This is a genomic window from Streptomyces sp. CG4 (assembly GCF_041080655.1).
Classification (GTDB): Bacteria; Actinomycetota; Actinomycetes; order Streptomycetales; family Streptomycetaceae; genus Streptomyces.
The window spans coordinates 6,502,005-6,515,313 of record NZ_CP163525.1 but is presented as its reverse complement, the minus strand read 5'-3'; the positions used below and the strand labels follow the sequence as shown (position 1 = coordinate 6,515,313).

The window sequence follows — 13,309 nt, the reverse complement described above, 5'->3', positions numbered from 1 at the left end:
CAGTGCCTGGATAAGCCGGGCGGGCTGCCGCAGGCTGGAGGGGTGAACCGGACCGAACTCGCCGACTTCCTGCGCCGCGGCCGGGCCCGCCTCGACCCGTCCGACGTGGGCCTCACCCCCGGCGCCCGCCGCCGTACCCCCGGTCTGCGGCGCGAGGAGGTGGCTTCCCTCGCCGGTATGTCCGTCGATTACTACACCCGGCTGGAACAGTGCCGGGGCCCGCGCCCGTCCCGCCAGATGCTCACGGCACTGGCCCGCGCGCTGCGCCTGACCGGCGACGAACGGGACCACCTCTTCCATCTGACGGGCGAGGAGCCGCCCCGCCGGGAGACCGCCTCCCCGCATGTCCGCCCCGGGCTGCTGCTGGTCCTGGACCGGCTGCACGACGCGCCCGCGATGGTGCTGTCGGACTGCGGCGAGGTGCTGGCGCAGAACGCGCTGTCGCGGGCGATGACCGGAGACGTGCTGAGCCGCCCGCCCCGGGAGCGCAACCTGGTCCGCCGGTTCTTCCTGGACCCGGCGGGACGCGCCGTGTTCCCGCCGGAGGACGGGCCGGACCACGCCCGTCGGCACGTGGCGAATCTGCGCGCTGTAGCCGCCGCCCGGCCCGACGACCCCGAGCCGGCCGCCCTCGTGGCCGAACTCCGCGCCGCGAGCGAGGAGTTCGCCCGCCTGTGGGACGAGCACGAGGTGGCGGTGCGGCGCAGCTCGACGAAGCGGTTCCGGCACCCGGTGGTGGGCCTGCTGGAGCTGGACTGCGAGGTCCTGCTGAGCGACGACCGGCGCCACCACCTGGTCCTGCACACGGCCCGCCCCGGCACGGAGTCGCACGAGCGACTCCAGCTGCTCAGGGTGGTGGGCCTGCAGGACATGACCCCGCAGGGAGCCGTCGGCTAGTGCTTTGACCGGGATGGTTCGCCGGATTGGTGCTGCGGGCGGTTGGATGTGCGGTGGCGTCCGTTGATCCGACTGCTGGGGGTGTGGTGGCAGAGCCTGTCCGTGTGCGCAGGTTGACCGACCAGGAGGGGCAGAAGCTGCAGCAGATCGTGCGCCGGGGCAGCACCAGTTCGGTGCGGTTCCGTCGGGCGATGATGCTGCTGGCCTCGGCCGGCGGGAACCGGGTCCCGGTGATCGCTCAGCTGGTACAGGCTGATGAGGACACCGTTCGCGACGTGATCCACCGGTTCAACGAGGTCGGCCTGGCCGCTCTGGACCCTCGGTGGGCGGGAGGCCGTCCCCGCCTGCTCAGTCCTGACGACGAGGACTTCGTCGTCCAGACGGCCACCATCCGCCCGACCAAACTCGGCCAGCCCTTCACCCGCTGGTCCATCCGCAAACTCGCTGCCTACCTGCGCAAAGTCCACGGCCGCGTGATCCGGATCAGCCGCGAGGCGTTACGGTGCCTGCTCGCCCGCCGCGGCATCACCTTCCAGCGCACCAAGACATGGAAGGAATCACCCGACCCCGACCGCGACACCAAGCTCGACCGCCTCGAAGAGGTCCTGGACCGTTTCCCCGACCGGGTCTTCGCGTTCGACGAGTTCGGGCCGCTCGGCATCCGCCCCACCATGGGCTCCGGCTGGGCCCGGGCCGGTCACCCCGAGCGGCACCCCGCGACCTACCACCGCACCCACGGCGTGCGGTACTTCCACGGTTGCTACTCGGTCGGCGACGACACCCTCTGGGGCGTCAACCGACGCAGGAAGGGCGCCGCGAACACGCTGGCCGCGCTCCGCTCGATCCGCGCGGCCCGCCCGGACGGCGCCCCGATCTACGTCATCCTGGACAACCTGTCCGCCCACAAGGGCGAAACCATCCGACGCTGGGCCAAGAAGAACCGCGTCGAGCTGTGCTTCACCCCTACCTACGCGTCCTGGGCCAACCCCATCGAGGCCCACTTCGGGCCCCTTCGGCAGTTCACGATCGCTAACTCGAACCACCGCAACCACACCGTCCAGACCCGCGCCCTGCACGTCTACCTGCGCTGGCGTAACACCAACACACGCCACCCGGACGTGCTGGCCGCCCAACGACGTGAACGCGCCCGAATCCGCAGCGAGAAAGGAATCCGCTGGGGCGGACGCCCACTTGCCACAGCAGCCTGAGCGAACCGGTGTCCCTGTCCGGTGGAGTTGCTAGTCGTCGAACTCGAAGCCCGAAGTCTCCGCCTGGGCGATGATGTCGCGGACCGCGTCGGTGCTCGTGATGACTGACTCAACGGCCGTCTTGAGTCGCGCGAGGTCACTCGGAGTCCCGACCGCGCAGAACATGCCGGCCTCGCTGTCGAAGTCGAGGCGCTTGGCAATGTCCGGCCAGGCAAACCGCACGAGACCTTCCCAGAAGTACCCGTTCGGCTCGTGACCTGCATCGGCTACTGCCGCGTCAGCAGCCAGGCCACCGACGTCCAACGTCAGCGAGTGTTCGCCGTCGAAGTCATGAAGCTGGATGGTCACGGCCGCGATCTTCTCACGGCCAGCTCGGGCGGCCGGATCCGCTCCAGCGCAGTCCGCTCCCTCGCCGCTCCTGACCCCGGTGAACCTTTGCGGTCACGGCACTAGAAACCGAGTTTCCGCAGCTGCTTGGGGTCACGCTGCCCGTCCTTGGCCACCTTCACATGCAGGTCGAGGCTGCATCGACATGCGGCTACCGCCGCGCGGCCGGCGTCCCCAGCAGCGCCTCGATCTGCTTACGAGACCTGATGCCGACCTCCCCCAGACACACGCCAAAGCAGCCACCACAGACCGAGGTCCGGGGCGAAACCCCCCGTGAAAGCATCTCTCAGCCGACCAAGACGGACGGGCGGACCAGCAGGAAAGAACTAGAAGCCCAGCTTACGAAGCTGCTTGGGGTCACGCTGCCAGTCCTTGGCCACCTTCACATGCAGGTCGAGGCTGCATCGACATGCGGCTACCGCCGCGCGGCCGGCGTCCCCAGCAGCGCCTCGATCTGCTTACGAGACCCGATGCCGACCTCCCCCAGACACACGCCAAAGCAGCCACCACAGACCGAGGTCCGGGACGAAACCCCCCCCGTGAAAGCATCTCTCAGCCGACCAAGACGGACGGGCGGACCAGCAGGAAAGAACTAGAAGCCCAGCTTACGAAGCTGCTTGGGGTCACGCTGCCAGTCCTTGGCCACCTTCACATGCAGGTCGAGGAAGACCGGCGTGCCCAGCAGTGCCTCGATCTGCTTGCGGGACTTGATGCCGACCTCCTTCAGGCGCTTGCCCTTGGGGCCGATGATGATGCCCTTCTGGCTGGGGCGCTCGATGTAGACGTTGGCGTGGATGTCCAGCAGGGGACGGTCGGCCGGGCGGTCCTCCCGGGGGAGCATCTCCTCCACCACCACGGCGATGGAGTGCGGCAGCTCGTCGCGGACGCCCTCCAGGGCCGCCTCGCGGATGAGTTCCGCGATCATGACCTGCTCGGGCTCGTCCGTGAGGTCGCCCTCGGGGTAGAGGGCCGGGCCCTCGGGGAGGAGCGGGATCAGCAGGTCGGCCAGCAGATCCACCTGCTTGGACCCCGCCGCCGACACCGGGACGATCTCCGCCCACTCGATGCCCAGCTCCTTGCCCAGCTGGTCGATCGCGATCAGCTGCGCGGCGAGGGCCTTGGAGTCGACCAGGTCGGTCTTGGTGACGATCGCGACCTTCGGGGACTTCTTGATCCCCGCCAGCTCCTTCGCGATGAAGCGGTCACCGGGCCCGATCTTCTCGTTCGCGGGCAGGCAGAAGCCGATCACGTCGACCTCGGCCCACGTGGTGCGTACGACGTCGTTGAGCCGCTCGCCGAGCAGCGTGCGCGGCTTGTGGAGCCCGGGGGTGTCCACGAGGATCAGCTGGGCGTCGGGCCGGTGCACGATCCCGCGCACCGTGTGCCGCGTCGTCTGCGGCTGGTTCGCGGTGATCGCCACCTTCTGCCCGACCAGAGCGTTCGTGAGGGTGGACTTGCCCGCGTTGGGGCGGCCCACGAAGCAGGCGAAGCCGGCGCGGTGGACGGTCTCGGCCGGCTCTTCGGATGACGGGGTACGAACGCTCATGCCGTTCATTGTCCCTGATCCACGAGGCCCGACCGCACCGTGAGGTTTCGGTGACGCTCGGACGACGAAACGTCACGGAATCGCTGCCCCCTGGCCGGCGAGGAGGAGCACACCGGCCCGGACCTTACGGTGCGCGCCGGGACGGCATACGATCGCGGCGATCTGGGCCACGGCGCCCCGGTCTCCCCCTCCGTCATCCCCCCTCCGTCCTCCCCCGGCCGGCACGCAGAAGGTCGACACGCAGGCATGAAGCTCATCACCGCCATCGTCAAGCCGTACCGCCTCGACGCGGTCAAGACGGCCCTGCAGGAGCTGGGCGTGCACGGTCTGACCGTGACCGAGGCGAGCGGCTACGGCCGGCAGCGCGGTCACACCGAGGTGTACCGGGGGGCCGAGTACCGGGTCGATCTGGTGCCGAAGGTGCGGATCGAGGTCGTGGTGGAGGACGCGGACGCCGACGCCGTGATCGACGCGATCGTCAGTGCCGCGCGGACGGGGAAGATCGGGGACGGGAAGGTGTGGGCCGTACCCGTGGAGACGGTCGTACGCGTGCGGACCGGCGAGCGCGGCGCCGACGCGCTCTGACCAGCAGCGCCCCGGCCGCCACGCCGGCCACGCACACCAGCGCCACGACGAGCCACGGCAGCGCGAGGAAGGCGGCGCTCGCCGACTGCCGGGTGCCGGGCGCGCTCGCGGTCAACGTCACCTCGCCCCGGTCGAGTTGGGGCGCCCCGCGCCAGGTCTCGGTGAGCCGGACCCGCTGCCCCGGCAGCAGCTCGGAGGGCACCCGGGTCAGCTCGCGGTCGAGCAGCGTACGGCCGAACAGCCCGCGCACCCTCAGCTCCACCTTCGGGTCGAGGGTGACGTTCCCGGTGTTGTGCAGGGTGTAGGAGACGGTGGCCGTGCCGGCGCCGAGGCCCGGGATCAGGGGCTGGTGGTGGCTGATGTGCACCTGCCCGACGGAGAGCGCGGGCAGCGTGGGCCCGCCGACCCGGAGATAGACGCGGGCGCCGACGGCCCGCCGCACCCCGAGCGCGAGCCGCCCGCTGCCGGGATCGACGTGCTCGTCCAGGGCGACGATGGCACCGGGATGATCCCCGGGCTCGGCCCCTTCCGGGACGTGGAGTGTGAACGGCACGGTGACGGTCCTGTGGGCCGGGACGCTGATCCGGGGGCTCGCGGGCTTCGCCCAGGCGCCGACTCCGCTCATCCGCTCGTTCAGCGTGCGGACGGCGAACCCGCCGTCGCGGGCGGTGTTGTAGGCGTCGGCCGCGTAGAGGCGGAAGGTGAGCGGCCCGCCGGTCTTGTTCTGGACCGCGACCTGGTCGGTGAGGGTCTGGCCGGGGTCGGCCGAGAGGTAGAAGTAGGGCCGCGCGGCGACCTTCGAGGCGACCGGGTAGACGGACCAGCCGCCGTTGTCGGCGGCGTGGGCGGGTGCGGCAGTGAGGCCGGGGAACAGGCCGAGGAGAAGGACGAGGAGGCCGAGGAGGAGGACGTACGGCTTGCGCATGGGTGCGGACCCCCACGGGCGGGAGACATGACGGGAGACAGGGGGACGGGCGGGTGCGGACGCCCCGCGCTCAGGTGAGCGTCAGTGTGAGGACACCGGAGTACGCGCCCGGAGGCGTGAACGCCGGTACGTCCAGGGAGAGTCCGGCGTCGACGGTGAACTCACCGCCGGTGAGCGTGCCGTCGGGGGTCTGTGCGAGGGTCGCGCCCGTGGCGCCCAGGGTGCCCGCCGAGCCGGCCTTGCAGGTGCTGGGGCTGCCGGGTTTGGTCGCACAGGCGGGGGTCCAGCTGAGCCTGCCCGCGTCGATCTTGGCGCCGGGGCCGCTGAAGTCGGTGACCTTGCCGGTGAGCGACCAGCCGGCCGGTCCGCCACGGAAGTCCTTGACGGTGACGGTCCGCAGCGCGCCGGTGGAGGCCCCGCCCTTGCCGAAGTCGACCGCCGACAGCGCGACGGAGTCCGCGGCCTGGGACAGGGACAGCGTGCCCGCCTTGACGGTGGTCGTCAGCTTCTGGCTGCCGGGCGGGACGGGTGAGTTGTCGTTGACGACGTAGGCGGCGGGTCCGGCGCCCTTGTCCGCGCTCCAGGAACCGCCCTCGTACGCCACGACCCCGGTGGTCGTCTTGTCCTTGACGACGAGGGAGCCGCTGAAGGCTCCCTGCGCGTCGGCCGTGGCCGTGGCGGTGTCGGCGGTCTGGTTGCCCCCGGCCCGCCCGGCCAGCGTGACGGTGGCGCCCGGCGTGAAGTTCGTACCGCTGACGGTGACGCTCGCACCCGGATCACCGGAGGCCGAACTCAGCGAGATGGCCCGGGTGTTGGCCGGAGTCCCGTCGGTCGCGGTGACGGTCTGCGACACCGGGGCGGGCGGGGTGGTGACCGTGCAGGGGGTGTCCAGCTCCAGGATGTAGCTGGTGTGGATGTTGTAGTCGCCGGGCGAGAGGGTGATCCGGCCGGGCTTGGTGACGGTGAACGTGCCGGTCATCGAGAACGACGGGAAGGCGGCCTTCCCCGGCACCGGCGGGTTCTTCTTGGGCCCCGCGACGGTCACGTCCCCCGTCTGCGCGCCGCCGAGGGTGACCTTTCCGGTCGGGGTCATGATGTCGGCCGGCAGGGCCAGGTCGGTGGGGTTGCTGGCGGCGGCGGTGACCACGGTGTAGGTCACGGTGACGGTGTCGCCGACCTTGGGGCTCACGTTGTCCACCGAGACGTTGGCGGTCGTGGTGCCGTCGATCGGCGGCAGGCCCGCCACGGCGGGCGGGATGCAGTGCGTGGCGAAGTCGACGTTCGTGCCGGCGGCACCGGCCGGGAAGGCCAGCGCGCCGCCCGCGGTGACCGCGAGCGCGGTCGCCCCGAACAGTGCGCTCCAGCGCCACCGTCGGGATCTTCGTGATCTTGGGGGTGTCGAACCCATGGGGCCCCCTCCTGAGGGTTGCGGGCGCAGCGGCTCATCTGCGCCGACAGGGGGCATTGAGGTGGAGCGGGGGTGAGAAGTCAATGGAGATGCCGCGGAAACCTGACGGATCATCAGTTTCCGCGGCATCCAGGGGACTTCCGGCCGGAACCGGAACAGATCGCTCAGTTCCGTCAGTCGAAGACGAAGGGGCCGGGCGACTGCGGGCCGTTCGCGGTGCAGTTCACGGTGACCCCGAAGATCACCATCTTCAGCGAGCCGCCATTGGCGTCGAGGCTGTCACCGGAGGCGACGGTGCCGGGGAGAGGGCCGACGCTGACCGGGTCGCCGGACTTCATGGCGGGGTTCTTCGTCCCGCTGAAGACGACGGAGCCGCCGCCGGCCTTGGCCATCGTGAGGGTGGAGGAGATGGAGTCCTGGGCCACCGCGACCGGCGCGCTGATCGCGGAGGAGCTGAGGGTGATGGTGGCCGAGGTGCCGCTCTGGGTGGCGGTGAGTGTGGCCGTACCGCCGCCGAAGGCGCCGCAGCTCGCGGTGATGGTCGCCGACTGTGGGGTGACGGCGACCGCGGAGGGTGCGAGGGCGAGTCCGGTGACCGCGAGGGCCCCGGCGGCCAGAGCCGCGCCCATTGCCGTGCGCTTGCCTCTCATGGAGATCCGCTTCCCTTCCCTGGGGGAGTGCCGTGTGGGGGGACACCGGCGGGCGAGGAGGCCCGAGCAGGCGGATGCGAACACGCTGCGTCGGCGGTGCGGATCTGACGGCCCGTCGGAACGTACGGCTTCATTGATGCGCAGGAGGAAGAAATCAACAAGGTTGAATTCCGGCCGACCTGCCGTTCGGCCGGTACCCGCTCGACGAGGTACCGGCACACGCGCCGGCTCAGCCCGCGGAAACGGTGAGCCGCACCACGCCGTCAGGGCCGGCCAGCAGCACCGGCGTCTGCGCACCGCCGAGGTCGGCAACAGCAGCCCGGTCCTCGTCAGGCAGGACCTCCGCCTCACTCACCACCGCCGCCGCCTCCAGGGACTTCGCCCCCGACGCCACGGCCATGGCCACGGCCGTCCGCAGCGCGCTCAGCCGCAGCGAGGCCAGCTCCACCGACCCGGCGGCATACGTCCGCCCGGTCTCGTCCCGTACGGCCGCCCCCTCCGGCACACCGTTACGGGCCCGCACCGAACGGGCCAGGGTCACGATCTTGCGGTCCTCAGGATCAAGCGCGTTGCTCTCGGTCATGCCCCGAGCATACGAAGCCCGGCCCCGTTCACCCCGCCACGGGGTACATCGCGCCCCGCCGGCCCTCCGGGGACGCCAGCCATTCCAGCTTCGCCGCGGTGTTCGCTTCCTCCAGCGGAGTGTGCAGCACGATCATCAGATCGGGCCGGGCCGGCACCTTCATCGCCGTCGACTCCACCACCAGCAGCCCGACCAGCGGATGCTCCAGTTCCTTGCGGATCTGCCCCTGGTCCTCGATGTCGCGCTCGGCCCACAGCTGAAGGAACTCGGGGCTGCGCTCGGACACCTCGGCGAGCACCTCCTGGAACCCCTCGTCGTCGGGCCGCGCCGCACACGCGGCCCGGAACTGCGCCACGACCGTGCGCGCGTTCCGCTCCCAGCTGTGGCTGCGCGAGCGGTACAGGGGATCGACGAAGAAGTCGATCAGGCAGTTCTGCGTGATGTCCGGCCGCATGCCGAGCACGATCGCGGCCGCGTCGTTGTACATCACGCAGTTGTAGTACAGGTCCATGATGTGCGCCGGATACGGCATCCAGGTGTCGATCAGCCGCCGCAGCCCGTCGCACATGTCCCGCTTCTCCGGCGCCACTTCGGGAGCCGGCGGGTTCATCTCGGCCAGCACATACAGATGCCGGCGCTCGGCGTCGCTCAGCCGCAGCACGCGGGCGACGGCGTCGAGCACCGACGGGGACACGGAGATCTCCCGCCCCTGCTCCAGCCACTGGTACCAGGAGGCGCCCACACCGGCGAGCACGGCGACCTCCTCCCGGCGCAGTCCGGGCGTACGGCGCCGGCCGCCGCCGACGGGCAGTCCGGCCTCCTCCGGGCTGACCCGGGCCCGCCGGCTCATCAGGAACTCGCGCAGCTCATTGCGCCGTTCACTCTTCATCGCCCCCGCTGCAGGCACGTACCCTCTCCTCCCCCGTCGTGTCTGGTGGTCCCACCACCACCATAAGTTCCGACTCCCCACGGGTATTCCGCACGCCCGAAGCTCAGGACATGGCGATCGACACCACCACCCAGACTGCCCCCACCACGGGCGCACCGCTCGACACCCCCCGACCGCCCCGGCTGTCGACGCGTGACAAGCTCGTCCTGTTCGTCCTGTGCGCGGCCCAGTTCATGGTCGCGCTGGACTTCTCCGTCCTGAACGTGGCCCTGCCCGAACTCGGCACCGACCTCGGCATGAGCCGCTCGGCCCTGCAGTGGGCGGTCACCGCGTTCGCGCTCCCGTCCGGCGGTTTCCTGCTGCTCTTCGGCCGCATCGGCGACCTGTACGGCCGCCGGAAGCTGTTCCTGACCGGCCTGGCCCTGTTCGGCGCGGCCTCGCTGCTTGCGACCCTGGCCTGGGACCCGGCGTCCTTCCTCGCCGGGCGGGCCCTGCAGGGCCTGGGCGCGGCGGCGATCGTGCCGACCGCCATGTCCCTGCTGACCACCACCTTCCCGGAGGGCCCGGCCCGCGACCGCGCCCTCGGCATCGCCGGCACGGTGATGTCGCTGGGCTACACGGTCGGCATGGTCGCGGGCGGGATGCTGACCGACGCGCTCGGCTGGCGCTCCACGATGGCCCTGCTCACCCTGTCCGCGCTGATCGTGCTGCCGCTCGCCCCCGGACTGCTGCCGGAGTCCCGCACCCCGGACCGCCCGCGCCTGGACCTGCCCGGCGCGATCACCGTCACCACGGGACTGCTCTCCCTGATCTACGCCCTGTCCACGGCCGCCGACCGCGGCTTCGGCCGCGCGGACGTCGTCGTCACCCTGGTCGCCGGACTGCTCCTGCTGGCCGTGTTCACGGTGGTCGAATCCCGCACCCAGGCGCCCCTGGTCTCGCTGCCCATGCTGCGCCGCCGCACGGTGGCCTGGGGCAATGTGGGCGGTCTGGTCACCTTCTCGATGATGTCGACGGTGATCTTCGTCCTGACCCTGTACCTGCAGGAGATCCTGCACCTGTCCGCGTTCCAGACGGGCCTGGTCTTCGGCGTCCAGGGTGTGCTGTCGGCGGTCGCCGGCTCGCTCGCCCCGAAGGTGATCGGCCGCTTCGGCGCCCGCCGCACCCTGGTCGGCTCGCTGACCGGCCAGGGCGCGCTGATCGCGGCCCTGCTCCTGCTGGACTCGCACAGCTGGTCGGTCTGGCTCGCCACGGCGGCCGTGTCCCTGGCCAGCATGTTCCACCTGGGCGCGATCATCTCGTACGGCCTGACCGTCACCTCCGGCGTCCCGAACGAGGAGCAGGGCCTGGCCACCGGTCTGGTGACCTCCACCCAGCAGGTCGGCATCACGGTCGGCATCCCGCTGCTGGGCGTGCTGGCCACCACGTCCCACGACCTGCTGAGCGGCGTCCACACGGTCCTCGCCCTGGACGCGGGCGTGGTCCTGGCCGCCGCCGTCCTGGTCGGCCTGGGCCTGCGCCGGCGTCAGTCCAGGATCTGAACGATCTCGCTCCGCGCGGCCGCGTGCACCACACGGCCGCGCGCGCCGTTGACCAGCGGGAGGAAGGGTGCGACATGCCCGCACTCGACATCGGCGACGATCGGCACCCCGAGCCCGCCGAGCGCGTCGAGCACGGCCTCGTGCTGAGTGAGAGTACGGCTGTTGGGGGCGTGGGTCCGGCCGACGAGGACGGCGGCGGCGCGGTCGAAGAACCCGGCGAGCCGCATGCCGTGCAGGTGGCGGCAGATGGTGAACGCGTTGTCCTCGCATGCCTCGACATAGACGAGCAGCGGCTCACCGGCGGCGAAGGACGAGGTGTTCAGGTACGGCGTCCCCGCGACGTTGGCGAGGGTCTCAATGCAGCCGCCGATCAGCCGGCCCTCGACGTCCACGTCACCGGTGGCGTCGAGCCGGGTCCAGGTGCCCTCGGCGTCCAGGGTGAGGTCCCGCACCTCCGGGTGGCGCTGCCAGTCGTCGTAGCCCCCGGACCGGTAACGCCCGGGCGGCGTCTGCGTGAACGGCTCCCCCTGCCGCCCGGCCACGATGTCCAGCCAGGACGTGAGGCCCTCGGGCATCCGGTACGGGGTGTCCATCAGGTTGTTGCCGTGCACGGTCGCGACCCCGGTGAGCAGGGTCAGCGGCGTGATGATCGTCGACATGTCCGAGTAGCCGACCACCCAGGTCGGCTCGGCCCGCCCGATCGCCTCGAAGTCGAGCAGGGGCAGCAGATCGATGGCGGTCTCCCCGCCCCATGGAGGCACCACGGCCCGGATGGCCGGGTCGGTCAGCAGCGCGGTCAGTTCGGCGGCGCGCTCGGCGGCCGGCGCGCTCACATGCGTCGAGCCATCCATGCACCGGCCGACGACCGCCTCGTACCCGCGCGCCTCGATCTCCCGGACCGCGACATCGAGCCGCCCCCTGAGGTCCTTGGCGACTCCGCTGGACGGAGAGGTCACACCGACACGGTCACCGGGGCGCAAGGGGCGCGGATATCTGATGGTCATGGGGACATCCGACCCCGTGCCGCCCGCCCCGGCAACGGGTTTACGGCCGGTCCAGCCGCAGCCGCTCCGCTCTCGGCAGACCCGCGACGACCAGGTCGTACGAGTCCTCGATCAGCTCTTTCAGCAGACGCTCGGGCAGCCCGCCGTCGACGGTCACCGTGTTCCAGTGCCGCTTGTTCATGTGATACCCGGGGAGGATCAGTCCCTCGTGCTCGCCCCGCAGTCTGACGGCGTCCTCGGGGTCGCACTTGAGGTTGATCGTCAGGGGCCGGGCGCCCAGGTTGGTCAGGGCGAACATCTTGCCCAGCACCTTGAACACCGACGTCTCCGGATTGAACGGGAAGTCCTCCACGGCCGCGTTGAAGGACAGGCAGAAGGCGCGCAACTCCTGAGGTGTCACTCGGGTTTCTCCTCCCCGGCGGGTTCGACCAGCACCGTCACGATCTTGTTCCGGCGTCCGGCCGCGGCCTCCGCGGTCAGCTTCAGCCGGCGTTCGTCGGGCAGTTCGACCTCGGCCGACGCGCCCGCGATGGGGACACGGCCGAGGGCCTTGGCGAGCAGTCCGCCGACGGTCTCCACGTCCTCGTCGTCGTACTCGTCCAGGCCGTACAGCTCGCCGAGGTCGGTGATGTCGAGGCGGGCGGTGACCCGGTAGCGGTCGTCACCGAGGTCCTCCACGGGCGGGAGTTCCCGGTCGTACTCGTCGGTGATCTCGCCGACGATCTCCTCCAGGATGTCCTCGATCGTGACGATGCCGGCCGTGCCGCCGTACTCGTCGATGACGACGGCGACGTGATTGCGTTCCTTCTGCATCTCGCGCAGCAGGTCACCGGCGTTCTTGGTGTCCGGTACGAAGACCGCCGGCCGCATGGCGGTGGAGGCCAGGTCGCTCTCGGCGTCCCGGCTGATGTGCGTCTTGCGGACCAGGTCCTTCAGATACACGATCCCGACGATGTCGTCCTCGCTCTCGCCGGTGACCGGGATCCGGGAGAAGCCCGAGCGCAGGGCCAGCGTCAGCGCCTGGCGAATGGTCTTGTACCGCTCGATGACCACCAGGTCGGTGCGCGGGACCATCACCTCGCGCACGAGCGTGTCGCCCAGCTCGAAGACCGAGTGCACCATGCGGCGCTCCTCGTCCTCGATCAGCGACTCCTTCTCGGCCAGGTCGACCAGCGCGCGCAGCTCGGCCTCGGAGGCGAACGGGCCCCGCCGGAAGCCCTTGCCGGGCGTGAGCGCGTTACCGATGAGGATCAGCAGCGACGGGATCGGGCCCATCACCCGGGCGAGGGGCAGGAGTACGTACGCCGCCACCGTCGCCGTGTTCAGCGGGTGCTGGCGGCCGATGGTGCGCGGGGACACACCGACGGCGACGTACGACACGAGCACCATGACCCCGATGGCGACCAGCAGGGCCTCCCAGGTGGCGGTGAACTCCTGCAGGCAGGCGTACGTCACCAGGGCCGCGGCCGCCATCTCGCAGGCGACGCGGACCAGCAGGGCCACGTTCAGATAGCGGGTGGGGTCGGCGGCGATCTGGGCGAGCTTGGCGCTGCCGCGCCGGCCGGACTTGACGGCCTCCTCGGCACGGAAGCTGGAGACGCGCGCGAGGCCCGCCTCCGCGCAGGCGGCCAGCCAGGCGACGACGACCAGCGCGATCGCGCCGGTCACGATCTGCGCAGACATCGC

At 70.9% G+C, this 13,309-nt stretch carries 14 protein-coding genes; 4 read left to right on the top strand and 10 right to left on the bottom strand.

Translation table 11 applies throughout. From position 1 onward, the window contains the following. Positions 1 to 42: 42 nt before the first annotated feature. Together AB5L52_RS29750 and AB5L52_RS29745 are read left to right on the top strand one after the other, a co-directional pair. On the top strand, positions 43 to 897 hold the full coding sequence (locus tag AB5L52_RS29750; RefSeq protein ID WP_369367163.1) for a helix-turn-helix transcriptional regulator: 855 nt from the start codon (positions 43 to 45) through the stop codon (positions 895 to 897). A gap of 86 nt (positions 898 to 983) precedes the next feature. Continuing rightward, positions 984 to 2,105 (top strand): IS630 family transposase, encoded by a 1,122-nt coding sequence (locus AB5L52_RS29745; protein WP_369362352.1) that lies wholly within the window; start codon positions 984 to 986, stop codon positions 2,103 to 2,105. A 30-nt stretch (positions 2,106 to 2,135) separates the two neighbouring features. Here the strand turns inward: AB5L52_RS29745 and AB5L52_RS29740 are convergent, their stop codons facing one another. Together AB5L52_RS29740 and era are read right to left on the bottom strand one after the other, a co-directional pair. Next, positions 2,136 to 2,453: an Imm51 family immunity protein gene (locus tag AB5L52_RS29740; RefSeq protein ID WP_369362351.1), complete on the bottom strand. Its 318-nt coding sequence runs from the start codon at positions 2,451 to 2,453 to the stop codon at positions 2,136 to 2,138. A 631-nt stretch (positions 2,454 to 3,084) separates the two neighbouring features. Continuing rightward, a complete protein-coding gene (gene era / locus AB5L52_RS29735) occupies positions 3,085 to 4,038 on the bottom strand; it encodes a GTPase Era (protein WP_351020429.1) in 954 nt (317 codons plus the stop codon). Between the two features lie 246 nt (positions 4,039 to 4,284). On the opposite strand from era, the gene AB5L52_RS29730 reads away from it, so the two are divergent. Further along, positions 4,285 to 4,623, top strand: coding sequence for a P-II family nitrogen regulator (locus AB5L52_RS29730; protein ID WP_351020427.1), 339 nt, complete (start codon positions 4,285 to 4,287; stop codon positions 4,621 to 4,623). On the opposite strand, the gene AB5L52_RS29725 is transcribed toward AB5L52_RS29730, so the two are convergent. The 5 genes from AB5L52_RS29725 to AB5L52_RS29705 form a co-directional block, all read right to left on the bottom strand. Next, positions 4,517 to 5,548, bottom strand: a complete 1,032-nt coding sequence (locus tag AB5L52_RS29725; protein WP_369367162.1) for a DUF916 domain-containing protein — start codon at positions 5,546 to 5,548, stop codon at positions 4,517 to 4,519. The two genes, AB5L52_RS29730 and AB5L52_RS29725, sit on opposite strands and share 107 nt — an antisense overlap. A gap of 70 nt (positions 5,549 to 5,618) precedes the next feature. Then, a complete protein-coding gene (locus AB5L52_RS29720; protein ID WP_369367161.1) occupies positions 5,619 to 6,956 on the bottom strand; it encodes a beta-xylosidase in 1,338 nt (445 codons plus the stop codon). 173 nt (positions 6,957 to 7,129) lie between these two features. Beyond that, positions 7,130 to 7,606: a hypothetical protein gene (locus AB5L52_RS29715; protein WP_351020421.1), complete on the bottom strand. Its 477-nt coding sequence runs from the start codon at positions 7,604 to 7,606 to the stop codon at positions 7,130 to 7,132. A 229-nt stretch (positions 7,607 to 7,835) separates the two neighbouring features. After that, complete coding sequence (locus AB5L52_RS29710; RefSeq protein ID WP_351020419.1) at positions 7,836 to 8,189, bottom strand: cytidine deaminase; 354 nt, start codon at positions 8,187 to 8,189, stop codon at positions 7,836 to 7,838. 28 nt (positions 8,190 to 8,217) lie between these two features. Further along, positions 8,218 to 9,078 carry a helix-turn-helix transcriptional regulator gene (locus tag AB5L52_RS29705; RefSeq protein WP_369368998.1) on the bottom strand — a complete coding sequence of 287 codons (861 nt, stop codon included), beginning with the start codon at positions 9,076 to 9,078 and terminating at the stop codon, positions 8,218 to 8,220. A gap of 110 nt (positions 9,079 to 9,188) precedes the next feature. On the opposite strand from AB5L52_RS29705, the gene AB5L52_RS29700 reads away from it, so the two are divergent. Then, complete coding sequence (locus AB5L52_RS29700; RefSeq protein ID WP_351020417.1) at positions 9,189 to 10,619, top strand: MFS transporter; 1,431 nt, start codon at positions 9,189 to 9,191, stop codon at positions 10,617 to 10,619. On the opposite strand, the gene AB5L52_RS29695 is transcribed toward AB5L52_RS29700, so the two are convergent. Genes AB5L52_RS29695 through AB5L52_RS29685 form a run of 3 tightly spaced genes read right to left on the bottom strand, consistent with a single transcriptional unit; the run spans position 10,604 to position 13,306 of the window. Then, positions 10,604 to 11,623 (bottom strand): S66 peptidase family protein, encoded by a 1,020-nt coding sequence (locus AB5L52_RS29695; RefSeq protein ID WP_351020415.1) that lies wholly within the window; start codon positions 11,621 to 11,623, stop codon positions 10,604 to 10,606. The two genes, AB5L52_RS29700 and AB5L52_RS29695, sit on opposite strands and share 16 nt — an antisense overlap. Positions 11,624 to 11,663: 40 nt before the next feature. After that, entirely contained in the window at positions 11,664 to 12,023 is a 360-nt protein-coding gene (locus AB5L52_RS29690) for an MmcQ/YjbR family DNA-binding protein (protein WP_351020413.1), read from the bottom strand. Beyond that, positions 12,020 to 13,306 carry a hemolysin family protein gene (locus tag AB5L52_RS29685; protein WP_351020411.1) on the bottom strand — a complete coding sequence of 429 codons (1,287 nt, stop codon included), beginning with the start codon at positions 13,304 to 13,306 and terminating at the stop codon, positions 12,020 to 12,022. The genes AB5L52_RS29690 and AB5L52_RS29685 overlap by 4 nt, the downstream gene beginning before the upstream one ends. Positions 13,307 to 13,309: the final 3 nt, after the last annotated feature.